The 21,072-nt window shown below is 57.1% G+C and carries 19 protein-coding genes; 10 read left to right on the top strand and 9 right to left on the bottom strand.

The window, feature by feature from the left end; genetic code table 11:
- Positions 1-14 precede the first annotated feature (14 nt).
- From ACXKZG_RS03565 to ACXKZG_RS03550, 4 genes are all read right to left on the bottom strand, one after another.
- Positions 15-815 carry a transglutaminase family protein gene (locus ACXKZG_RS03565; RefSeq protein ID WP_053144775.1) on the bottom strand — a complete coding sequence of 267 codons (801 nt, stop codon included), beginning with the start codon at positions 813-815 and terminating at the stop codon, positions 15-17.
- Entirely contained in the window at positions 812-1,741 is a 930-nt protein-coding gene (locus tag ACXKZG_RS03560; RefSeq protein WP_488875704.1) for an alpha-E domain-containing protein, read from the bottom strand. The genes ACXKZG_RS03565 and ACXKZG_RS03560 overlap by 4 nt, the downstream gene beginning before the upstream one ends.
- A complete protein-coding gene (locus tag ACXKZG_RS03555; RefSeq protein WP_013203827.1) occupies positions 1,735-3,171 on the bottom strand; it encodes a circularly permuted type 2 ATP-grasp protein in 1,437 nt (478 codons plus the stop codon). The genes ACXKZG_RS03560 and ACXKZG_RS03555 overlap by 7 nt, the downstream gene beginning before the upstream one ends.
- 192 nt (positions 3,172-3,363) lie before the next feature.
- Positions 3,364-3,951 (bottom strand): cupin domain-containing protein, encoded by a 588-nt coding sequence (locus tag ACXKZG_RS03550; RefSeq protein ID WP_105760215.1) that lies wholly within the window; start codon positions 3,949-3,951, stop codon positions 3,364-3,366.
- Positions 3,952-4,252: 301 nt separating this feature from the next.
- Here ACXKZG_RS03550 and ACXKZG_RS03545 point away from each other — a divergent pair, with 301 nt between their 5' ends.
- Positions 4,253-4,735: a YlaC family protein gene (locus ACXKZG_RS03545; RefSeq protein WP_013203829.1), complete on the top strand. Its 483-nt coding sequence runs from the start codon at positions 4,253-4,255 to the stop codon at positions 4,733-4,735.
- Between the two features lie 75 nt (positions 4,736-4,810).
- Here the strand turns inward: ACXKZG_RS03545 and ACXKZG_RS03540 are convergent, their stop codons facing one another.
- Entirely contained in the window at positions 4,811-6,220 is a 1,410-nt protein-coding gene (locus ACXKZG_RS03540) for an aminotransferase-like domain-containing protein (RefSeq protein WP_488875703.1), read from the bottom strand.
- A gap of 57 nt (positions 6,221-6,277) precedes the next feature.
- Positions 6,278-8,410: a putative bifunctional diguanylate cyclase/phosphodiesterase gene (locus tag ACXKZG_RS03535; protein ID WP_346567152.1), complete on the bottom strand. Its 2,133-nt coding sequence runs from the start codon at positions 8,408-8,410 to the stop codon at positions 6,278-6,280.
- Between the two features lie 549 nt (positions 8,411-8,959).
- Here ACXKZG_RS03535 and ACXKZG_RS03530 point away from each other — a divergent pair.
- The 6 genes from ACXKZG_RS03530 to ACXKZG_RS03505 all read left to right on the top strand — a co-directional run bounded on the left by ACXKZG_RS03530 (position 8,960) and on the right by ACXKZG_RS03505 (position 15,746).
- Positions 8,960-9,526: a spore coat protein U domain-containing protein gene (locus ACXKZG_RS03530; RefSeq protein WP_013203832.1), complete on the top strand. Its 567-nt coding sequence runs from the start codon at positions 8,960-8,962 to the stop codon at positions 9,524-9,526.
- Between the two features lie 37 nt (positions 9,527-9,563).
- On the top strand, positions 9,564-10,079 hold the full coding sequence (locus tag ACXKZG_RS03525; protein ID WP_346598956.1) for a Csu type fimbrial protein: 516 nt from the start codon (positions 9,564-9,566) through the stop codon (positions 10,077-10,079).
- A 26-nt stretch (positions 10,080-10,105) separates the two neighbouring features.
- Positions 10,106-10,825 (top strand): fimbrial biogenesis chaperone, encoded by a 720-nt coding sequence (locus ACXKZG_RS03520; RefSeq protein WP_053144782.1) that lies wholly within the window; start codon positions 10,106-10,108, stop codon positions 10,823-10,825.
- A 3-nt stretch (positions 10,826-10,828) separates the two neighbouring features.
- Positions 10,829-13,252: a fimbria/pilus outer membrane usher protein gene (locus tag ACXKZG_RS03515; protein ID WP_488875702.1), complete on the top strand. Its 2,424-nt coding sequence runs from the start codon at positions 10,829-10,831 to the stop codon at positions 13,250-13,252.
- Positions 13,249-14,235 (top strand): Csu type fimbrial protein, encoded by a 987-nt coding sequence (locus ACXKZG_RS03510; protein ID WP_346567155.1) that lies wholly within the window; start codon positions 13,249-13,251, stop codon positions 14,233-14,235. Before ACXKZG_RS03515 ends, ACXKZG_RS03510 begins: the two co-directional genes overlap by 4 nt.
- A gap of 182 nt (positions 14,236-14,417) precedes the next feature.
- A complete protein-coding gene (locus ACXKZG_RS03505) occupies positions 14,418-15,746 on the top strand; it encodes an MFS transporter (RefSeq protein ID WP_488875701.1) in 1,329 nt (442 codons plus the stop codon).
- Between the two features lie 50 nt (positions 15,747-15,796).
- Here ACXKZG_RS03505 and exbD read toward each other — a convergent pair whose 3' ends face one another.
- Both exbD and exbB read right to left on the bottom strand, forming a co-directional pair.
- Positions 15,797-16,219 carry a TonB system transport protein ExbD gene (exbD, locus tag ACXKZG_RS03500; protein ID WP_013203838.1) on the bottom strand — a complete coding sequence of 141 codons (423 nt, stop codon included), beginning with the start codon at positions 16,217-16,219 and terminating at the stop codon, positions 15,797-15,799.
- A 5-nt stretch (positions 16,220-16,224) separates the two neighbouring features.
- The gene (exbB, locus tag ACXKZG_RS03495; RefSeq protein ID WP_134822758.1) at positions 16,225-16,956 is read right to left on the bottom strand and encodes a tol-pal system-associated acyl-CoA thioesterase; all 732 of its coding nucleotides are present in this window, start codon (positions 16,954-16,956) and stop codon (positions 16,225-16,227) included.
- A gap of 249 nt (positions 16,957-17,205) precedes the next feature.
- On the opposite strand from exbB, the gene metC reads away from it, so the two are divergent.
- Both metC and ACXKZG_RS03485 read left to right on the top strand, forming a co-directional pair.
- On the top strand, positions 17,206-18,405 hold the full coding sequence (metC, locus tag ACXKZG_RS03490) for a cystathionine beta-lyase (RefSeq protein ID WP_134822759.1): 1,200 nt from the start codon (positions 17,206-17,208) through the stop codon (positions 18,403-18,405).
- Positions 18,406-18,511: 106 nt separating this feature from the next.
- Entirely contained in the window at positions 18,512-19,168 is a 657-nt protein-coding gene (locus tag ACXKZG_RS03485) for a DedA family protein (RefSeq protein ID WP_013203841.1), read from the top strand.
- 27 nt (positions 19,169-19,195) lie between these two features.
- Here the strand turns inward: ACXKZG_RS03485 and ACXKZG_RS03480 are convergent, their stop codons facing one another.
- Positions 19,196-20,089, bottom strand: a complete 894-nt coding sequence (locus ACXKZG_RS03480) for an AraC family transcriptional regulator (protein WP_013203842.1) — start codon at positions 20,087-20,089, stop codon at positions 19,196-19,198.
- A gap of 124 nt (positions 20,090-20,213) precedes the next feature.
- On the opposite strand from ACXKZG_RS03480, the gene dkgA reads away from it, so the two are divergent.
- Positions 20,214-21,038 (top strand): 2,5-didehydrogluconate reductase DkgA, encoded by an 825-nt coding sequence (gene dkgA, locus ACXKZG_RS03475; protein WP_013203843.1) that lies wholly within the window; start codon positions 20,214-20,216, stop codon positions 21,036-21,038.
- Positions 21,039-21,072: the final 34 nt, after the last annotated feature.

Genomic DNA, 21,072 nt, shown 5'->3' with positions numbered 1-21,072 from the left:
GCCCGAGTTATTAATTACTGCTGCGAATTCACCAGTTGCACCGCAGCCACCGCTAACATGTCTTCGCTCCCGCCGCCCAGCCTCATGCCCCGTACCGGGCAGGCATCCATATAATCTACGCCCACCGCCAGCTTGAGATGCTGGCGCGTGCTGCGGGTATTATTGGTGATATCAAAGCTGTGCCAGCTGCCGTCCACCCAGGCCTCAACCCAGGCGTGCGTAGCCACATGTTCAACGGTGTCAGTATAAAGGTATCCGCTTACATAGCGAGCGGGGATATGCAGGCTGCGACAGCAGGCCAGAAACACGTGGCTGTGATCCTGGCAAACCCCGGTGCCCGCGGCAAATACTTTCGCGGCGTTATCAGTAACCATTGTGCTACCCGGCTGATAAGGCATTTTCAGTAATAACTCGTCCATCAACCGGTCCAGGCTGGCCATTGGTGCTTCCGGACGGAAATAGCGCAGGGCAAAGTCGCGGATTGCCGCATCAGGCTGAGTTAACGGCGTCACGCGCAGGAACACTAACGGCGACAGACAGCTGTCCGGATCCGGTGCCATGTCGCCATCATCGAGGATTTCCACCATGCCGCGCGCTTCAATCTCAATCGACTGGTGCGGCGTATCCAGCGTCAGCACGTGCAGCACGTTGCCGTAGGTATCGGTAGTACAGATCGCCTGCTCGGGCAGGATCAATTCCCAGGAAATAATGTTCTGATGGACCGAATTCTGCGGCGTCAGGCGCAGATACTGGGTGCTTTGCTTCACCAGACTCTGATAACTGAAAAGGGTCTTATGGGCGATATCCAGTTTCATTTTGCCTCCAGGTAAGTCTGTTGAATGCTCACGGCAATGTTGCCAAGGTCGCCAAGGAAATCCTGCAGCCAGCTGTGGATCCCCTCTTTTATCAGCGAGTCATACGAGGTGAAGCGCAGCTCTGCATCCAGCACCGTCACCAGCAGACGCGGGCGATTTTCACCGCTGCCACCGATCAAGTTTAGCTGGTTGGAAATTTCATCAATGCAGGATCGTAAGGATCGCGGGCTCTCTTCCCGCAGGATCAGCATCTCATTGACGCTGGCACTGGCCAGCTCCTGTTTGTAGATGGTGTGGTAAGCCTCGCGCGCCGATACCGAGCGCAGCAGGGTATCCAGCCGGTAATATTCGCGCACCGAGTCGTCATCCTGCTCGGTCAGATAGTGGGTCACGTCCAGCAATCTGGCGGTGCAGTCCGCCCGCTCCAGCAGCGTGCCGAGCCGGATAAAGCTCATCGCATCGCCGCGCATCAGCGTGCCAAACATCGCGCCACGAAACAGGTGCGAACGCTCTTTTACCCAGTCGAAAAAGGCATCCGCGCCGATGCTGCTGACGCCTTTGCGCCGCAGCTTGCGCATCTCAATCCAGCTGGAGTTGATGCTTTCCCACACTTCGGAAGAGAGGCTGCCGCGCACCGCGTGCGCGTTGTTCCATGCCGATTCCCAGCAGCAAAAAATACTGCCCGGATTGCGTTCATCGAGCACAAAGAAATTGAACAGCTGCGGCATCGCCAGCTTGTCATTCAGCGTCCAGAACAGCTCGCTGGTGCTGGTCAGGTTAAGCGGTACGTGCAGCTCATCGTCGTGGCTGCTGCGCACCGGCATCAGCGACAGACGGTTGGTCACGTCCAGCACGCGGGCAATGTTTTCAGCACGCTCTAAATAGCGCGCCATCCAGAACAATCCACTGGCTGTGCGACTCAGCATTGGTCATCCTCCAGCACCCAGGTATCCTTGGTCCCACCGCCCTGCGATGAGTTCACCACCAGCGAACCTTCGGTCAGCGCCACCCGCGTTAGCCCGCCCGGCACCAGCCGGATTTCAGCCCCGCTGAGGGCAAACGGCCGCAGGTCGATATGCCGGGGCGCCAGCCCTTGCTCGACAAACGTCGGGCAGGTTGAGAGCGCCAGGGTGTTCTGCGCAATGTAGTTTTGTGGCCGGGCAATCAGCAGCGAACGGAACTCTTCCAGCTGTTTCTGAGTGGCCACCGGACCAATCAACATGCCGTAGCCGCCCGCGCCATGCACCTCTTTCACCACCAGCTTTGGCAGGTTAGCCAGCACCCACGAAAGCTCGTCCGGACGACGGCACTGCCAGGTCGGCACGTTATTGAGGATCGGATCTTCGGAGAGATAAAACTTAATCATATCCGGCACATACGGATAGATGGATTTGTCGTCCGCCACGCCGGTGCCGATGGCATTCGCCAGCACCACATTGCCGGCGCGATAGACCGACAGCAGCCCCGGCACGCCGAGCATGGAGTCGGCGCGGAAGGCCAGCGGATCGAGGTAGGCATCATCCACGCGGCGATAAATCACGTCGATTTTGCACGGGCCCGCCGTGGTGCGCATCATCACTGCCCCGTCCTTCACAAACAGGTCGGCACTTTCGACCAGCTCCACGCCCATCTGCTGGGCAAGGAAACTGTGCTCAAAGTAGGCACTGTTGAAACGACCGGGCGTCAGCACTACCACCACCGGATCGTTCACCGGGGAGCTTTCGCGCAGGGTTTGCAGCAGATGCGACGGATAGCGTTCGACCGGCGCAATCCGCTGTTGGGCGAACAGTTCCGGGTAGAGCCGCATCATCATTTTGCGGTTTTCCAGCATGTAGGAGACGCCGGACGGCGTGCGCAGATTGTCTTCCAGCACGTAGTATTCACCGTCGCTGTTACGCACCATATCGACGCCGCAGATATGGGCGTAGATATCGCGATGCAGATTCAATCCCTGCATGCAGGGTTGATACTGGTCGTTAACCAACACCTGCTCCGCCGGGATGATGCCGGCTTTCAGGATGTGCTGCTCGTGGTAGATATCATGGAGGAAGGCATTCAGCGCCTGAACGCGCTGGCGGATGCCTTTGTCCAGCATCGCCCATTCACTGGCCGGAATAATGCGCGGCACGCTGTCGAACGGGATCAAGCGCTCAGCGCCGCCATCCTGACCATAAACATTGAAGGTAATGCCGACGCGGTGAAACAAAAGTTCGGCCTCTTCCCGCTTGCGTGCGATCGCCTCATGGTCGGCTTTTTGCAGCCAGTGCCAGTAGTCGCGATAGTGCTGGCGGTGCTGACCGCTGCCCAGCAGCATTTCATCATAAAAGGTTGATGCTAATTCATAGCCTTGATTCATGATTTCCCTTCCACTGTCGGTGAACCCGTTACTTATCTGCACAAAGCGTGCCAGTACCCAGGGTGACAGAGCGGAGCCTGATGCCGTGCGAGGGCACCATCAACGCCTGGCCTGGCCGGTGCGCCGGGAAGTATCCCTGGAAAGGAGGTCATAAAGGAAACGCACCATAACGGTGCGTTTAATCAGCGGCGATCAGTTTTGTTCCAGCGGGTGCCAGATTTCGGTGACGGCCCCTTCACCGCCGGTGATCGGGTCATGCTGCGGCATCGGAACCCGCTTAATTTCTACTATAGACTGGTTCAGAAGATTCAGCTCATCGCGGCGGGTATCTGGCTGCATCCCACGCGGGTAGGCGCCGACCGCAAAGAAGTCATCGCTGGCGGCCAGCTGCTGATGGCCAACGCCCGCCGGGATCAGCACCGCGTCACCGGCATAGACGGTAACCGCCCGGCCGGTTTCACCGCCAAACAGAATTTGCGCCCAACCGGCAGCAATCCCCAGCAGTTCATGGGTGTTGGGATGGTAATGGGTGTAAGGGAAAACCGGGTAGCGCCAGCGCGGCAGCCACTGGTGGCGGGCAAACAGGTCTTCGAAAAAGCGGGCAATGTCTTCTTCTTCATCCGGCGCAACCTGCGGATAGATGATCAATGGCAGCGGATTGTTCGGTACACCGCTGGCGGGCTGGAACGTCATATATTGCGGATTGGATGACGCGCCGGCAGAGAAAGTACCGGCAGCGAAGGACATCATGGTGAGTAGGCTCCCAGATTGCGGCAACATACGGCGTCTCCTGTTTCTGGACTTGATTAGTTGTTAATTAATTGTGGCAAATAATCCACAAGATGCAATGTTTGCGCGACGGCGCAGATCACATAACTTATTAATTTACGGGAACTTAACTCAAATCAGCGCAGCGGCAGATCCTTCAAGAGAAAGAAACGGAAATCGGGCTCAAAAAGGCGCGGTGCGATCGCGTTTACAACGGTAGGCAAACTGTTATAGCCATATTAATGAAAACTGTGTCTGCCCTGGCTTTACGCAGTGTGTTTTACTGTGAACAGTCACGAATGAGGTGAGAAAAATGCACGACGTAAAACAGATACTGCAACGCGAGATCGACACGCTGAATCAACAGGAACAGCGCGATAACCGGCCACGCCTGAGCATGACCTTCCTGAAAAACCATCCTGGCTTATGGATATCAATGTATGTCTGTTACGCATTGACCGTAGCGCTGTGTTTCACCACCGAATTCCTCGGCTGGCCGGCGTTCTGGGGCGCGACGTTTTTTGTGCTGTTGATGAGCGGCTTGATGATGCTGGATGTGAATCCGCGCTACCGTTTTGAAGATATCGATACGCTGGATCTGCGCGTTTGCTATAACGGCGAGTGGTACTACATTCGTACCCTGTCCGATCAAGCGATTCAGGAAATCCTCTCCAGCAGCCAGGTTTCTGACAAGGTGAAACAGGGCATTGAAAAGCTGCTGTCGCTGAAAGGCGAAGTCGATTTCTACGACGTATATCATCTGACCTGGGGCCAGCAGCGCGCCTCAACTATCTGATGGCAATGGGGCCAGGCAAACTGGCCCATTAATCGCATCCATCAGCTCCTGCCCCGACGTCCGTCCGCCCTGCCTTTACAGCATTTCCGCAATCAGTCCCCCGAGAATCGCTACCGCCGCCTCCTGCGCATCGCCCCACGCCCATGACGCGTTAAAGCGGAAATAATTCGCGTATTGTTCGCCTGACGAGAACATTTTTCCGGGTCCAATACTGATGTTGTTGTTCAGCGCGCGGTAATAAAGTTCGGTGGTGTTCACCTGGCGCGGCAACTCCACCCACAAGAAATAGCCGCCCTGGGAATCGTTGATCCTCGCCTCTACCGGCAGATGACGCTTCAGCGACTGTCGCGCCTGATTCTTGCGCTGCTCCAGCAACATCCGCAGTTTGCGCAGATGGCTGTCATAGCTGCGGGTCAACAGGTAGTTGGCCAGCGCCAGCTGCATCGGCGTGCTGGTCGACAGCGTGCTCATCAGCTGTAAGCGCTGGATGCGCTGCGCATGCTGACCGGCAACCACCCAGCCGACGCGAAAGCCGGCCACCAGATTCTTGGAGAAGGACGAGCAGTGCAGCACGCTTTGCTCCAGCTCAAAGGCTTTAGCGGGCAGCGGCTTTTCATGACCAAAATAGAGTTCGTTGTAAACGTCATCCTCAATCAGCGTCACCTTATGGGCAGAGAGGATCTCCACCAGCCGCTGCTTTTTCGCTTTGGTCAGCGTATGGCCCACCGGGTTCTGCTGGTTGGTCATCATCCAGCAGGCCTTGATCGGCCAGCGCTCCAGCGCCCTTTCCAGCTCGTCTAAATCCATCCCATGCTGTGGATCGGTGGCGATCGCCACGGCCTTCAGCTTCAGCCGTTCAATCACCTGCAGCGCGCCGTAAAAACACGGGTTTTCGATCGCTACCCAGTCGCCGGGTTCGGTGACCGCCTGCATACTCAGGTTCAGCGCTTCCATCGCACCGTTGGTAATAACGATTTCATCCGGGGAGACCTGAATGCCCTGCAAGGCGTAACGCTGCGCCAGGGTTTTGCGTAAGGCTTCATTGCCCGGCGGCAGGTTATTCAGCGCGTCGGCGGGCTTCATGGTGTGGGAAACCGAGGCCAGCGAGCGCATCAGCTGCCGCTGCGGGAACAGTTCAGGATCGGGGAAGGCAGAGCCAAACGGCAGAATGCGCGGGTCGCGGCAGGCTTGCAGCACATCAAAGATAAAGGCATTGATATCGACAGACTCCGCCAGCTGCACCTTCTGGTGGCTGGCAGGCTGGCTGAGGAAGTCCGCGCGCGGGGCAACGTAGTAGCCGGACTGCGGGCGGGACTGGATCCACCCCTGGCTCTCCAGCACCTGATAGGCGTGCATCACCGTCATCAGGCTCATGCCGCTTAACGCGACCTGCTCTCGCAGCGAGGGCAGTTTTTCTCCCGGCAGCCAGACTTCCGACGAAATCTGCTGCTGGAGTTGGTCGATGAGCTGCTGGTATTTAGCCAAAACTGTTACATGCCCGAACAAGGAATTTGGCAACTATTATAGGTTGCCGCGGGCAGATTAAACAGTGTCGATGAGTGGCGTGATGCCAATCAGCTCTTTTTTCAGGGTCGGCAACACATCCACTTCAGTGTCACCGACGAAGTGCTTTAGCCCGGCAACCTGATCCGGTGGGATCGGTCGGCCCAGCAGATAGCCCTGCAGAGAGTTACAGCCGAGGCTGGTAAGAAACGCCTGCTGTTCTTCGGTTTCCACCCCTTCGGCCACCACTTTCAGGTTCAGGGTCTGCGCCAGCGCCACAATGGCGGTGACGATGGTGGCATCCTCGCTCTGCGCCTGTAACTCATTGACGAAGGCGCGGTCAATTTTCAGCTCGCTGGCCGGTAAACGCTTCAGGTACAGCAGGCTGGAGTAGCCGGTACCAAAGTCGTCAATCGAGGCTTTGACGCCCAGATCGGTTAGCTGTGTCAGGATGCGGATACTTTCATCCGGATCGCGCATCGCGGTGGTTTCCGTCACTTCCAGCGTCAGCAGCTCGGCCGGAATATGATGAACCTTCAGCGCGGTGAGCACGGTTTCCACCAGCCCGGGCTGTTCAAACTGCAACGCGGACAGGTTGACGGCCACCGACCAGTGCGGATTGCCCTGCAAATGCCAGATACGCAGTTGGCGACAGGCTTCGTTGATCACCCAGTTGCCGATACTGACAATCAGCCCGGTTTTTTCCGCCAGCGGCAGGAATACGTCCGGGGACATCAGGCCGCGCTCCGGGTGCTGCCAGCGGATTAACGCTTCAAATCCGAGGATCGGTCCCTGCGGAGCACAGAACTTCGGCTGATAGAACAGACGGAGTTCTTCACGCTCCTGCGCCAGCCACAAATCGTTAATCAGCTGCAGTTGGCTCTGCGCAATCATGTTCATCGACGGCTGGAAGAAGGTGTAGCCGTTACGGCCGTTATTTTTGGTGTGATACATGGCGGCATCGGCATTGAACATCAGCTCGCGCTCGTCACTTCCATCGCCAGGGAACACGGCAATGCCGATGCTCAGCGACACCATCAGTTCATAACGGGAAATTTCAAACGGCTGGTCGATGGCTTTGACCAGCATATCGGCCGTGGTGGCCGCATCATTGGGATCGTTGATCTCCACCAGCAGCACAAACTCATCGCCGCCCAGACGGGCCAGCGTGTGGTGGCCCTTCAGCAGATGGTTCATTCGGTCGGTGACGGCAACCAGCAGGTTGTCACCGATATGGTGGCCGAAGGCATCATTAACCGCCTTAAAGCCATCAAGATCCATAAACATCAGCGCAAAAGAGGTGTTTTCCCGCACCGCTTTATTCATCGCCTGGTCCAGACGATCTTCCAGCAGAATACGGTTAGGTAAGCGGGTCAGGTTATCGTGTAGCGCCAGCTGAGCCAGCTCGCGGTTGGCATCGGCCAGCGAAGACGCCAGCACCGAGGTTCGCGCCTGCAGGCGGGCATCCAGCGTCGACACCACCAGGGTGATCCCCAGAATGGAGAGCGTCACCACCACCACCAGCACCGCCAGCCAGTTGCTGTTAACGCCCATTTCAGTGGCGTGGCTGTGCATCGGGAAGCTGGCGGCCGCCATGCCGGTGTAGTGCATCCCGGCGATCGCAAAGCCCATTACCGTTGCCGCACCCGCGCGCATCAGCGCCAGTCGACCGCCGCCCTGACGCAGCTTAAACGCCAGCCACAGCGCCGCAGTGGACGCGGCCAGCGCAATCACCACCGACAGCATGATCCAGTTCCAGTTCCAGATGATGCCCGGCTCGAACATCAAGGCCGCCATGCCGGTGTAGTGCATCGCCACCACGCCGCTGGCTAACACCAGCGCGCCTACCATCAGGCGATGCAGCGGCAGTTCGCCGTAGCAAACAATCCACAGCGCGAAGATAGAGGCCGCCACCGCAATCAGCATCGACACCACGGTCAGCGTGGGATCGTAACTCATCACCATTGCCATGTTCATCGCCAGCATGCCGATAAAGTGCATCGACCAGATGCCGACGCCCATCGCAAAGCCGCCGCCAAACAGCCAGACCTGCGCTGTTCTGCCTGTAGTGGTCGCCACTCTGCCCGCCATATCCAGTGCGGTATAGGAAGCCAGAAAAGCCACGAAGATGGAAACGATGACCAGAAGCTGGTCGTAGGAGCTCATAAGCATAGGGAAATCTCTGATGCTGATGCCGTTTTACGGGCGCCGGGTAGTTAAACAAAATTGCTGAAAAAAACTGCCTTTGAGATCAGTGTATCGGCTAAAGATCAGGCAACTTTATGCCTGTGACAATAAAGAACGGAAGCTTAATAAAATAAGCACAGCGCAATGATAGATATCCCTATAATTTATCTCGTTTATTAATTGCCAATAGCGATCCTACGAACATAGCAGAGGCACTTTTTTTTGCGAAGTTATAAATAGGAAAAGTCCCGTTTATTTTCACAGCCCAGATCGGGTAAGGGTTTGGCGCAGAAATGATTTCTACCGGTAAATTGATAAGCTTTATTTTAAGGTTTCGCTTCGCTACAAGGTCCAGGCTGATCTATAGTAAAGAAAAACAAGACAAAGCTGTTAATTCAAACGCCTGAAGCACAGCCCTCAGGTGTTTATTGTGACAGCGATCAAGTAATTTTATTGCAGAATTTAGCGTCACTTATATTAATTTCACATCAGGCGAAAAAGCACGTTCATCTGTCTAATCAGTAAGGAATGGTTATGAAAATGAAGCTTTTTCTGCTGGGCTGTGGCCTTAGCCTTGGCGTGGCCTCTTCTGGCTTTGCCGCCACCACAACGGGAACCATTAACGCAAGGCTGGTCCTGACCACCGGCTGCCTGGTTAACGGTCAGTCCGCCACCACCGGCGTTAACTTCGGTACCTTAGACTTTGGTAGCAGCGCTGCCACCTTCGATACCCTGAACGCCACCTTAGTCGGCTCGCTGGGTAACGGCATCTTTGTCCGTTGCACCACCGGTCAAACCTACAACGTTCAGCTCACCAGCAGTAATGCGGCCCCCGCTACCGTGTTCGGTGCGGTGACGGCACAGCCACGCTATCTGGTACTCGGCAGTGACGCCACACAGGGAATTGCTTACACCCTGTATGGCACCACCTCCTACACCACGCCAATTGCTAACAGCACAAACCTGACTAATACCGGCACCACCGATCCGGTCAACGGCGACAACTACCCGATTTACGGTCGTATCACCGGCGGTGGATTCAATGCGGCCATTCCGGCAGGCACCTACACCGATACCATCAACGTAGCCGTCAATTACTGAGTCTGAAGACAGGGAAAACAACGTGCTGGAGTGGGTGATGCGACGAGGCGGGAGGCTTTATCCGCTGTGCCTGATGCTGCTGTTAATCAGCCATCAGAGCTGGTCGCTACCCACTCAGACTTTTCAGGTGACCGCTTCGGTGGTCAACGGCTGCGTGGTGTCGGGGACCAATCCGGGCGTGTTTGGCACGCTCGATTTTGGCACCCAACCGGGTGTCGGCAGCAGCAGCGTCAGCGCCGCGTTTGTGCAAAGCACCACCATCACGCTGGCCTGCACGCCCGGCACCACGCTGAATATGAGCATTGATGGCGGCAGCAACTACGGCTCCAGCCGTAATCTGAAGGTGGCAAATAACACCAATTTGGTGGCCTATTCGCTGTATACCAATGCCAGCCACAGTGCGGCAAGCGCTATCCCGGTGAATCAGAACGTGGCGCTGACCTATAGCAATGCAAATAACATTACCCTGCCGATTTATGGCCTGCTGCAGCTGAGCGGCGTCAACCGGGCAGGGACTTACAGCGACACGCTGACCGTGACGCTGAGTTGGTAAAACAGGGATTTCAGAAGGATTGAATAATGAAGACGCTACGACTTTTTGGCCTGCTGATCAGCCTGATGGGCAGTGCTCTGGTGGCGCCAGCCTGGGCTGGTAACTCGGTGTTGATCTGGCCTATCGATCCTAAAATCCCCAGCGGTGATAAAGCCACCGAGCTGTGGCTGGAGAACCGGGGAGAAGCCACCACCTTAATGCAGGTCAGGGTGTTTACCTGGCAGCAGATTAACGGGCAGGAACAGTATCAGACGCAGCAAACCGTGGTCGCCAGCCCGCCGCTGGTGAGGATTGAACCGGGGAAAAAACAGCTGGTGCGGTTGATCAATCAGACGCCGCCACCGGCAGGCAAGGAGGTCGCGTACCGGGTATTGCTGGATGAGATCCCCACCCCGCAAACGCCGGGTAAAGACCAGGCCGGGCTGAACTTCCAGATGCGTTACTCGGTGCCGCTGTTCACCTACGGTGAAGGCCTTTCCTCCGACTCGGCTAAGCCCGATCTCAGCTGGCAGACGGTCAGTCAGGATGGCCATTCCGCCATCAGGATCACCAATAACGGCTCTGGCCACGCCAGACTGAGCAAAGTCTCGCTCGGCAGCCGCATTCTGTCCAACAGCCTGTTTGGCTATGTGCTGGCAGGATCCAGCAATACCTTCCCGTTGAATTTCCCGGCTTCCAACAGTTCGGAACTGAGCGCGCAGCTGGAAAATAACAAAAGCTGGCGTAGTACCGGTTCCTCACAGTAACGCATGAGCAGGCGATGCGTTGCGTCACTGGGACGCTGCTCCCTGGCCGTCACCGGCATCATCAGTTGCCTGTTCCCTGTAACCGGCAGCGCGGAGACCTTTTCCTCACTGCCGCCGCCGCCGCAACAAACTGCGCCAGGTCAGCAGAACAATCAGTACATGCTGGGACTGGTGGTGAACGATCAGGACAGCGGTCAGGTGGTGCCGGTTGAGTTTAAGGATGACCACTATTTATTGCGCGCGGGCGATCTGCAGCGCGCCGGGATCCCCACCTCGAAGATAAATGCCTCGATTGTCGATGTCTCGACGCTCCCCGAGGTCAAAGCCGAATACGATCGACCGCGTCAGCGCATCCTGCTGACCGTGCCGCCGGCCTGGCTGCCGAAGCAAACCATCGCCAGCGCCGAAACCAACGGCCCGCGCTATCCGGGACGCACCACCGCAGGCGCCCTGTTCAATTACGATCTGTATACAAGCCACACCTCGGCCAGCGGCACCCGACTTTCTGCCTGGAACGAATTCCGCATGTTCAGCGACAGCGGGCAGTTTTCTACCAATGGCGTCTATCAGGAACAGCTTTCCGGTACGCCGGGCAGCCAGGACGAGGGCTTCCTGCGCTACGACACCTGGTGGAGTAATCAGGATGAGAACCACTCGCTCAGCTGGCGGGTGGGCGATCTGATCACCGACTCGCTGGCGTGGACCAGCAGCGTCAGGCTGGGCGGTATCCAGATCGCCAGGGACTTTTCCGTGCGCCCGGATTTGGTCACCTATCCGCTGCCGTCGTTTTCCGGTCAGGCTGCGGTGCCGTCAACCGTTGACCTGTTTGTGAACGGTTATAAAAACAGCAGCAACAACGTCCAGCCTGGCCCGTGGTCACTGACCAATATGCCGTTCGTTAACGGCGCGGGGAACGCGGTGGTGGTGACCACCGATGCGGTGGGCCGGCGCGTGACCACCACCCTGCCGTTTTATGTGTCGAGTAACCTGCTGAAACCCGGCCTGTCGGACTTTTCATTTTCTGCCGGTGCGCTGCGTGAAAATTACGGTCTGAAGAATTTTGATTACGGAGCCGGTGCGGTCAGCGGCTCGTATCGTTATGGCCTGAACGACTGGCTGACGCTGGAAAGCCACGCCGAAGGTGCCGATGCGCTGGCGGTGGGCGGCGCGGGCGGCCAGATGAGAGTTGGCTCGCTGGGCGTGGTCAATGCAGCGCTGACGCAAAGCCAGATGGAAGGCGACACCGGCACGCAGTACAGCTGGGGTTATCAGTACAACAACAGCCGCTTCAGCGTCGGCACGCAGCATATCGTGCGCTCGTCGGGCTTCGGCAATCTGGCCCTGTACGGCGATCGTAACGGTAACATCGGCGGCTCGGAATACACCCTCAGCCGCCGCAGCGCCCAGTACAGTGCCAGCCTGTCGCTGAACCAGTATGGCAGCGTCGGCGCCGCCTTTATTGATATCACCAGCGGCACCGGCGACCGCACCCAGCTGTGGAACCTGTCGTGGAGTAAGAACCTGTGGGGCAACAGCAGCCTGTACGTCTCGGCCAGCCGCGACCAGCAGGAAGGCGAATGGTCCGGTGCCATTTCACTGGTGATCCCGTTCAGCGATCTGGGCACGGTCAGCGTAAGTCAGGAGCGCGATCAGCAAGGCGGATCTTCACAACGCATTACCGCCTCGCGCGCGATGCCGACCGAAGGCGGATTTGCCTGGGATGCCTCGTATGCCAATCAGAGCAGCGACAGCGATTACCGCCAGGCGAGCCTGAGCTGGCGTAACGCCAATATCGAAACCTCCGCCGGCTTCTATGGCGACAAGGACTACAGCACAGAATGGGCGGATTTAACCGGCTCGGTGGTGTTGATGGATGGCAGCCTGTTTGCCGCCAATCAGGTCAACGACGCCTTCGTGCTGGTGAAAACCGACTACCCGAACATCAATGTCCGTTATGAAAACCAACTGATGGGTAAAACCAATGACAACGGCTATCTGCTGGTGCCGGGCATCAGCTCCTATTATCCGGCGAAGTACGACATCGATACGCTCGATCTGCCGGCGGACATGACCACCTCCAGCGTGGAACAGCGCTTTGCCGTTAAGCGGGACAGTGGCTATCTGCTGCACTTCCCGATTGAACCGCTGCGTGCCGCCAGTGTGATCCTGCACGATCAAAACGGCCAGCCGCTGCCGGTGTCCACGCAGATCCTCCGCGAAGGTCAGGCAACCGAATACGTTGGCTGGGATGGTCTGGTGTGGATGGAAAACCTGAAAACTGAAAATGTTTTCCGCGCAGAAACGCCGGATGGTCGCCACTGCGCGTCAACGCTCACTGTGGCGGGCGGCCGCCCGAAATCGCTTGAAACTTACGGGCCGCTGACCTGCTCGCTCACATCCGATCCCTCTTCAGGAACGTCACCATGAAAAAGCTGCTTTCCGGCCTGTTATTCCTGCTGCTGCTGGCCTGCGCGATCCCCGGCTGGGCCGCCTGTACGTTGCCCTCTTCCACCGCCAGTTTCGGCACCGTCAGTTCGTTTGCGGTCAATACCACTGCCAGCAACATAACGGCCAACGTCAACGTCAACTGCGGCTCGGGCAGCGTGCTGTCACTGCTTTCCACCGACTATATAAGGCTGCAGCTCGCCAGCGCCACCTACACCAGCGGCACGCGGGCAACGTTAAAAACCGTCAGCACCGGCACCGACAATATCCCGCTTCGCACCTGCACCGACGCCGCCTGCGCCACCGAAATCGCGGTCGGTGGCGTCACCACCACCTACAGTCAGGCGCAGCTGCTGAACCTGCTTGGTCTGGGCGGCGGGCAGAACTTCAGTATTCCGCTCTACCTGCGCACGGTACCGGGGCAAACGGTGGCCGCAGGCACCTATACCGTCAACCTGAATATCCTGGTCAACTACAACATTTGTACCGGCATTGGCGCGTTGGGACTCTGTCTGCTGGGCAATCAACAGACGGGATCGGGAACCATACCCATTACTACCACGCTGATTGTCACCAATGACTGCACCACGATCACCGCACCCGATATCAGCTTCGGCAGCGCGCCGCTGGTCAGCAGTTTCAATACCATTTCTCAGTCGATTAATGTGATTTGTACCAAAGGCAGCACCTATACGGTGGGGATGAGCAACGGCAGCCATGCGGTGGGCACCCAACGCTATATGACCAGCGGCAGCAACCAGCTGGCCTACGAGATTTATCAAAATGCCACCACCACGCGCTGGGGGCCAACCGGTAGCGACCGGGTGTCGAGTACCGCCTCCAGTGCCCTTAGCACCGATGGCCTGACCCGCACCTTCAACTACACCGCGAAGGTGCTGACCACCCAGGCCACGCCGGTGGCGGGCAGTTACAGCGACAGTGTGGTGATCGACCTGTCGTTCTGAGTCGATGACCACCGCCGTCAGCGGCTTCTGACGGCGGCTTTTCTGCCTGAATAATGGCTGGCACTGCATGTGTTAATAATTTGTTACGAAGAGTCTGCCCAGCGCCCGGCTAACGGTGACCGTCATCACATTAAATCCGCGGCTGGCACGATAAAACGGAAGAAAACCCAAAAGGATGCTGTATGACTGCCGTGACTTCTCCCCCAAATCCCGCCCGCAAGCCTCAGGGTAATGCCAGAACCATCTTCAATGTGACCAGCGGAAATTTCCTGGAAATGTTCGATTTCATGGTGTTTGGTTATTACGCCACGGCTATCGCCAAAACCTTTTTCCCGGGTGACGATCCCTTTGCCTCGCTGATGCTGACGTTGATGACCTTCGGTGCAGGTTTCCTGATGCGGCCATTGGGCGCCATCGTGCTGGGGTCGTATATTGACCATCATGGCCGCCGCAAAGGGCTGCTGATGACGCTGGGCTTGATGGCCATCGGCACGCTGACCATTGCGGTGGTGCCGGGTTACAACACGCTGGGTGCCGCCGCGCCGATCCTGATCCTGTTAGGACGCCTGTTGCAGGGCTTCTCTGCCGGGGTTGAGCTGGGCGGCGTTTCGGTTTATCTGGCCGAGATCGCGCCGAAGAACCGTAAGGGCTTCTTCGTTAGCTGGCAGTCGGGTAGCCAGCAGATCGCGGTGATTTTTGCGGCGCTGTTAGGCCTGGGCCTGAACCATCTGCTGGAAAAAGATCAGGTCACCGAATGGGGCTGGCGTATCCCGTTTTTGATCGGCTGTATGATTGTGCCGTTCCTGTTCTGGATCCGGAGCAAGCTGGAAGAGACCGAAGCGTTCAGCCAGCGTAAAACGCACCCGTCGATGAAGCAAATCATCCGCTCGGTCGCCAGCAACTGGGCGCTGGTGCTGGCGGGCATGCTGATGGTGGTCACCACCACGGTGATGTTCTATATGATCACTGCGTTTACCCCCACCTTCGGCAAAACCGTGCTGATGATGAGCGACAAACAGAGCTTCTTCGTCACCCTGTGCGTGGGCGTGTCTAACCTGATTTGGCTGCCGATCATGGGTGCCGTGTCCGACCATTATGGCCGCCGTCCGCTGCTGATTTTCTTTACGCTGCTGATGATTGCCACCGCGTGGCCGGTGCTGCACTGGCTGGTCGGTTCCCCGAGCCTTTCCCACCTGCTGGAAGCGGAACTGTGGCTCTCGTTCCTCTACGCCAGCTATAACGGTGCGATGGTGGTGTATCTGGCAGAAGTGATGCCGGCGGAAGTGCGCGCGACCGGCTTCTCACTGGCTTACAGCCTGGCAACCGCCCTGTTCGGCGGCTTCACCCCGGCCATCTCCAGCTACCTGATCCACGTCACCGGCGATAAGGCGATGCCTGGCGTCTGGCTGACCTTTGCCGCCGTGTGCGGATTGATTGGGACAATGATTATCAAGCGCCTGATCCGTCAGTACCAGACCCGACACAGCGGCGCCCCGGCGGTGCAGCTGTAATAAAAAAGGGCCGACATCTGCATGTCGGCCCTTTTTTTAACGCCCGTCGGTTACTTCCCGGCGGTTTCCATTCCCATCAGACCAATCTTCAGATATCCCGCCTGACGCAGTTTATCCATCACGCCCATCAGCGTTTCATAATCCACAGACTTATCTGCCTGGAAGAAAATGGTGGTCTCTTTATTGCCTTCGGTCTGGCTGTTCAGCGCATTCAACAGCGTTTCCGGCGTCACCGCATTGTTGCCAATGAACAGCTGCTTGTCGGCTTTGATTGACAGGTAAACCGGCTTCTCAGGACGCGGCTGCGGCGCACTGGTGGAAGCAGGAAGGTTAACGCGGACGTCAACGGTTGCCAGCGGCGCGGCGACCATAAAGATAATCAGCAGCACCAGCATCACGTCGATAAACGGCGTGACGTTGATTTCATGCATTTCGCCGTTGCTTTCGAGATCTTCATTCAATCGCATTGCCATGGTGCTTATCCTACCCGCAGTTTCTGAGCGGGCGCACGCTGTACGCTGCCGCTGGCGGCCAGGTCCAGATCGCGGCTTTGCAGCAGCATCACCTGGGCGGCAACATCGCCCATTGACGCTTTGTAGTTGCCGATCAGGCGGGCAAAGACGTTGTAGATCACCACGGCGGGGATGGCCGCAACCAGGCCGATAGCGGTGGCCAGCAGGGCTTCCGCAATCCCCGGTGCAACCACTGCCAGGTTAGTGGTCTGGGTCTGGGCAATGCCGATAAAGCTGTTCATGATGCCCCACACCGTACCAAACAGACCGACGAACGGTGCGATGGCGCCGATGGTGGCGAGGAAACCGTTGCCGCGGCCCGCGTGACGGCTAAAGAACGCCACGCGGCGCTCCAGGCGGAAAGAGGTACGCTCTTTGATGCCGTTGTCGTCGTCGGAGCCTGCGGAAAGTTCCAGCTCGTTTTCCGCTTCTTTCAGAAACTGCGTGGTCAGGCTGCCCGCTTTAAAGCTGGCGCTGATCTGCGCGGCTTCCTGCAGAGAGCGTGCACCTGCCAGCGCGTTCTGTTCGTTTTTCAGGCGGCGTTTCGCGGCGCTGAGTTCAAAACTTTTACTGAAGAAGATCGCCCAGGTCACGACAGATGCCAGCAGTAAGCCGATCATCACCACTTTTACTACGATGTCCGCATGCTGGTACATGCCCCAGACGGAAAGATCCGTCTGCATCAAATCATTCGTCACGCTGTGTCTCCAACGTCATTCAACGGGTAAAAAAAACCAGTGCGGATCATACCAAATCAGTGCTGAATTGATAGTGGTTATCATTACTATTTACTTTTGGGGTAACATTTTTTACACACTTTCCTGATTTAGCGCATATCCAGCCGACTTTTGCTGAATCTTTCTCACAGTGCCCTACGCTTAATTTCGCCCAGCCGCCTGCCGTGTTAACGTTAAGGCAGACCAGACATCCGCAAACAGAGCATTCCGATGACCAGTAAAAAAATTGAAACGGCGCTGATTGCCGCCGGACGCAGTAAACGTTTTACCCAGGGCTCAGTGAATAGCGTGATCCAGCGGGCCTCCTCGCTGGTGTTTGATAGCGTGGCTGAGAAAAAACGCTGTACCGCCGGCCGTGCCGATGGCGAGTTATTTTACGGCCGTCGCGGCACGCTGACCCACTTTTCCCTGCAGGACGCGATGACCGAACTGGAAGGCGGCGCGGGCTGTGCGCTCTATCCTTGCGGCGCGGCTGCGGTTGCCAACGCCATTCTGGCCTTTGTTTCTGCTGGCGATAACGTGCTGATGGCGGGGTCGGTCTATGAACCGACGCAGGACTTCTGCACCAAAATTCTCAGCAAAATGAATGTCTCCACCACCTGGTTCGATCACTGCATCGGTGCGGAAATTGCCGAACGGGTGCAACCAAATACCAAGGTGGTGTTTCTCGAATCTCCGGCCTCGATCACCATGGAAGTGCAGGATGTCCCGGCGATTGTCGCCGCCGTGCGCAGCAAAGCGCCGGATGCGGTGATCATGATCGACAATACCTGGGCCGCCGGCATTCTGTTCCGCGCGCTGGATTTTGGCGTCGATATTTCCATTCAGGCCGGCACCAAGTATCTGATTGGTCACTCTGACGCGATGATCGGCACCGCAGTTGCCAATGAACGTTGCTGGGCACAGCTGCGTGAAAACTCCTATCTGATGGGCCAGATGGTCGATGCCGATACCGCCTATATGGCCAGCCGGGGATTAAGAACGCTGGCCGTGCGCCTGCGTCAGCATGAAGAAAGCGCCATAAAGGTCGCCCACTGGCTGGCAGATCGGGCCGAAGTTTCCGTGGTCAATCATCCTGCTCTGCCACAATGTAAGGGACATGAATTCTGGCAGCGCGACTTTACCGGCAGCAGCGGCCTGTTCTCATTTGTGCTGAAAGCGCGTTTGACCGACCCGCAGCTGGCTGAGTATCTCGATCGCTTCGAACACTTCAGCATGGCCTATTCCTGGGGCGGCTACGAGTCGCTGATCCTCGCTAATCAGCCGGAAGAGCTGGCGGAAATCCGGCCGGCCGGCGGCGTGGATTTCACTGGCACGCTGGTGCGCCTGCATATTGGCCTGGAGAACGTTGACGACCTGATTGAAGACCTGGCTGCCGGATTTGCTCGTCTTTCCGCCTGTCCTGCCTGATAAAGCTAAACGGACGATTAACGGTGCGACATCCGCGCCCTTGATCAAAGTGTGGTGAGGGGATTAGCGCTACAATGGCAGCTTAACGCAGTAAACAGGAATTAAGATGGGTGTATTGCATGAGATTGTTCAGGCGCTGTGGCATCAGGATTTTGCTGCGCTGGCCAATCCGGACGTCATTTGGGTAGTTTATTGCATTATGTTCGCTACCCTGTTTCTTGAAAATGGCCTGTTGCCCGCCTCGTTTCTGCCGGGCGACAGCCTGCTGTTACTGGCAGGCGCGATGATTGCCAAAGGGGTGATGGACTTTGTGCCTACGGTGGCGATCCTGACGCTGGCCGCCAGCCTCGGCTGCTGGCTAAGCTATTTACAGGGACGCTGGCTGGGCAATACGCGGCTGGTGAAAAGCTGGCTGATGCATCTGCCGGTGCAGTATCACCAGCGGGCGTGGAATCTGTTTCATCGCCACGGTTTGACGGCTTTGATCGTTGGCCGTTTTCTGGGCTTTGTCCGCACCATTCTGCCGACCATGGCGGGGATTTCCGGCCTGAAAAACGGCCGCTTCCAGCTGTTTAACTGGCTGAGTGGTTTTCTCTGGGTGGCCATTTTGGTGTCGCTGGGCTTTGCCATCACCCAGGTGCCGTTTATCAAAAGGCACGAAGATCAGGTGATGACCATTCTGATGGTGTTGCCGCTGGTGCTGCTTTGTGCCGGATTAATCGGCAGCGTGGTACTGCTGATCCGCCGTAAAAAATCGGCGTAAAAAAAGGCCGGTGCTCCGGCCTTTCTCTTATCCCGCCTGACGCATCCGCGTCGCTTCTTCGCCCGGCGTGACGCCAAAATAGCGCTTAAACTCGCGCGAAAACTGCGAAGCACTTTCATACCCTACCCGCATTGCCGCCGCGCTGGCCTTCAATCCTTCATGCAGCATCAGCATCCGCGCCTGATGCAGCCGGTAGCTCTTCAGATACTGCAACGGCGAGGTGCTGGTCACCGCTTTAAAGTTATGGTGAAACGCCGAGACGCTCATATTCACTTCTGCGGCCAGCAGGTCAACGCTGAGGTTATCGGTGTAATGGTGTTCGATGCGGCGCAATGCGCGGGCAATCTGGCTGAACTGGGTGTGGCGGCTGACCAGCGCCATCAGCGCCCCGCCGCACGGGCCAAGCAGCACATGATAGAGAATTTCCCTGACAATCTGCGGGCCCAGCACGCGGGCATCGCGCGGATTCGCCAGCACGTCCAGCAGCCGCTCGGCGGCACAGAGCATCTCTTCCGTCAGCGCGGAGGAGTGAATGCCCCGGGTTTGCGGTTCAGGATGGAAGCTGTCGTCATCGCCAATATCAATCAGCAAATCCTGCAGCTTGACCGGATCGACGTTCAGCAGGATCCCGGCCAGCGGCGCTTCCGGCGTGGCGAAAGTTTCACACTCGACCGACAGCGGCACGGTCAGCATCAGGTATTCCGTGGCATCGTAATGAAAAACATTATTGCCGAGGTAGCCGGTTTTCTGCCCCTGGAACAGGATCACAATCCCCGAAGAATAGAGCACCGGCGTCCGTCCGCTGGGCTTGTCGGCATAAATCAGGCGAACATCCGGCAACGAAGCCAGCGGCGAAGCGCCCGATGTCACCAGATGCACCACCTTCCTGGCAAGCTGAGTACAAAGCGTGTTGCGATCCATAGACGAGTTTTACTCTCAGAGAATTCCAAATAGCATCATGCCCAACGGCGCGGCTATTCTCAACTAGACTTAGAGTCACTCGCCGGCACAGAGGTGCCGGTTCATTCGCTGCAAAGGAGAAAACATGGCAGAGCAACCTGTAATTAAACTCCATGACGGCAACATGATGCCGCAGATTGGCCTTGGTGTCTGGCAGGCCAGCATTGAAGATACCCGCACCGCTGCAGTTAAGGCGTTGCAGGTCGGCTATCGCTCACTGGATACCGCCGCCATCTACAAAAACGAGGAAGGGATTGGGCAGGCGCTGCAAGAAACCGATATCCCGCGCGAAGATATCTTTGTCACCACCAAACTGTGGAATGACGATCAGCTGAACGCGCCGCAGGCGATGGAAACCAGCCTGAAAAAATTGCAGCTGGAGAGTGTCGATCTTTATCTGATGCACTGGCCGTGCCCGGCAAAAGACAACTACGTTGATGCCTGGAAAGCGATGATTGAGTTACAAAAACAGGGGCTGACGAAAAGTATCGGCGTCTGTAATTTCCAGGAAGCCCACCTGAAACGGCTGCTGGAAGAGACCGGCGTCAGCCCGGTGGTCAATCAGATTGAGTTGCATCCGATGCTGCAGCAGCGCACGCTGCACGCGTGGAATGCGATGCACCATATTCAGACCGAGTCCTGGAGTCCGTTAGCGCAAGGCGGTAAAGGCGTATTTGATCAGGAGATCATTAAAAACCTGGCGAAGAAATACGGCAAAACCCCGGCGCAGATCGTGATTCGCTGGCATCTGGATAGCGGCCTGGTGGTGATCCCGAAATCGGTCACGCCGTCGCGCATTGAAGAGAACTTTAAGGTGTTTGACTTCCGTCTGGAGAAACCTGAAATCAGCGAGATTGCCAAGCTGGATAAGGGTAACCGACTGGGACCAAACCCGGATGAGCTGAACTAACTGTGCAAACGGGGCGAATTAATCGCCCCGTTTT

The sequence above is a fragment of the Erwinia sp. 2186 genome (assembly GCF_057812255.1).
Note: the sequence above shows the minus strand (reverse complement) of the source record. Positions and strands in the feature narration are given on the sequence as shown.

Coding starts and splice junctions, on each gene's coding strand:
- ACXKZG_RS03565 (WP_053144775.1), bottom strand. CDS start 815: ATGAAACTGGATATCGCCCATAAGACCCTTTTCAGTTATCAGAGTCTG.
- ACXKZG_RS03560 (WP_488875704.1), bottom strand. CDS start 1,741: ATGCTGAGTCGCACAGCCAGTGGATTGTTCTGGATGGCGCGCTATTTA.
- ACXKZG_RS03555 (WP_013203827.1), bottom strand. CDS start 3,171: ATGAATCAAGGCTATGAATTAGCATCAACCTTTTATGATGAAATGCTG.
- ACXKZG_RS03550 (WP_105760215.1), bottom strand. CDS start 3,951: ATGTTGCCGCAATCTGGGAGCCTACTCACCATGATGTCCTTCGCTGCC.
- ACXKZG_RS03545 (WP_013203829.1), top strand. CDS start 4,253: ATGCACGACGTAAAACAGATACTGCAACGCGAGATCGACACGCTGAAT.
- ACXKZG_RS03535 (WP_346567152.1), bottom strand. CDS start 8,410: ATGCTTATGAGCTCCTACGACCAGCTTCTGGTCATCGTTTCCATCTTC.
- ACXKZG_RS03530 (WP_013203832.1), top strand. CDS start 8,960: ATGAAAATGAAGCTTTTTCTGCTGGGCTGTGGCCTTAGCCTTGGCGTG.
- ACXKZG_RS03525 (WP_346598956.1), top strand. CDS start 9,564: ATGCGACGAGGCGGGAGGCTTTATCCGCTGTGCCTGATGCTGCTGTTA.
- ACXKZG_RS03520 (WP_053144782.1), top strand. CDS start 10,106: ATGAAGACGCTACGACTTTTTGGCCTGCTGATCAGCCTGATGGGCAGT.
- ACXKZG_RS03515 (WP_488875702.1), top strand. CDS start 10,829: ATGAGCAGGCGATGCGTTGCGTCACTGGGACGCTGCTCCCTGGCCGTC.
- ACXKZG_RS03510 (WP_346567155.1), top strand. CDS start 13,249: ATGAAAAAGCTGCTTTCCGGCCTGTTATTCCTGCTGCTGCTGGCCTGC.
- ACXKZG_RS03505 (WP_488875701.1), top strand. CDS start 14,418: ATGACTGCCGTGACTTCTCCCCCAAATCCCGCCCGCAAGCCTCAGGGT.
- exbD (WP_013203838.1), bottom strand. CDS start 16,219: ATGGCAATGCGATTGAATGAAGATCTCGAAAGCAACGGCGAAATGCAT.
- metC (WP_134822759.1), top strand. CDS start 17,206: ATGACCAGTAAAAAAATTGAAACGGCGCTGATTGCCGCCGGACGCAGT.
- ACXKZG_RS03485 (WP_013203841.1), top strand. CDS start 18,512: ATGGGTGTATTGCATGAGATTGTTCAGGCGCTGTGGCATCAGGATTTT.
- ACXKZG_RS03480 (WP_013203842.1), bottom strand. CDS start 20,089: ATGGATCGCAACACGCTTTGTACTCAGCTTGCCAGGAAGGTGGTGCAT.
- dkgA (WP_013203843.1), top strand. CDS start 20,214: ATGGCAGAGCAACCTGTAATTAAACTCCATGACGGCAACATGATGCCG.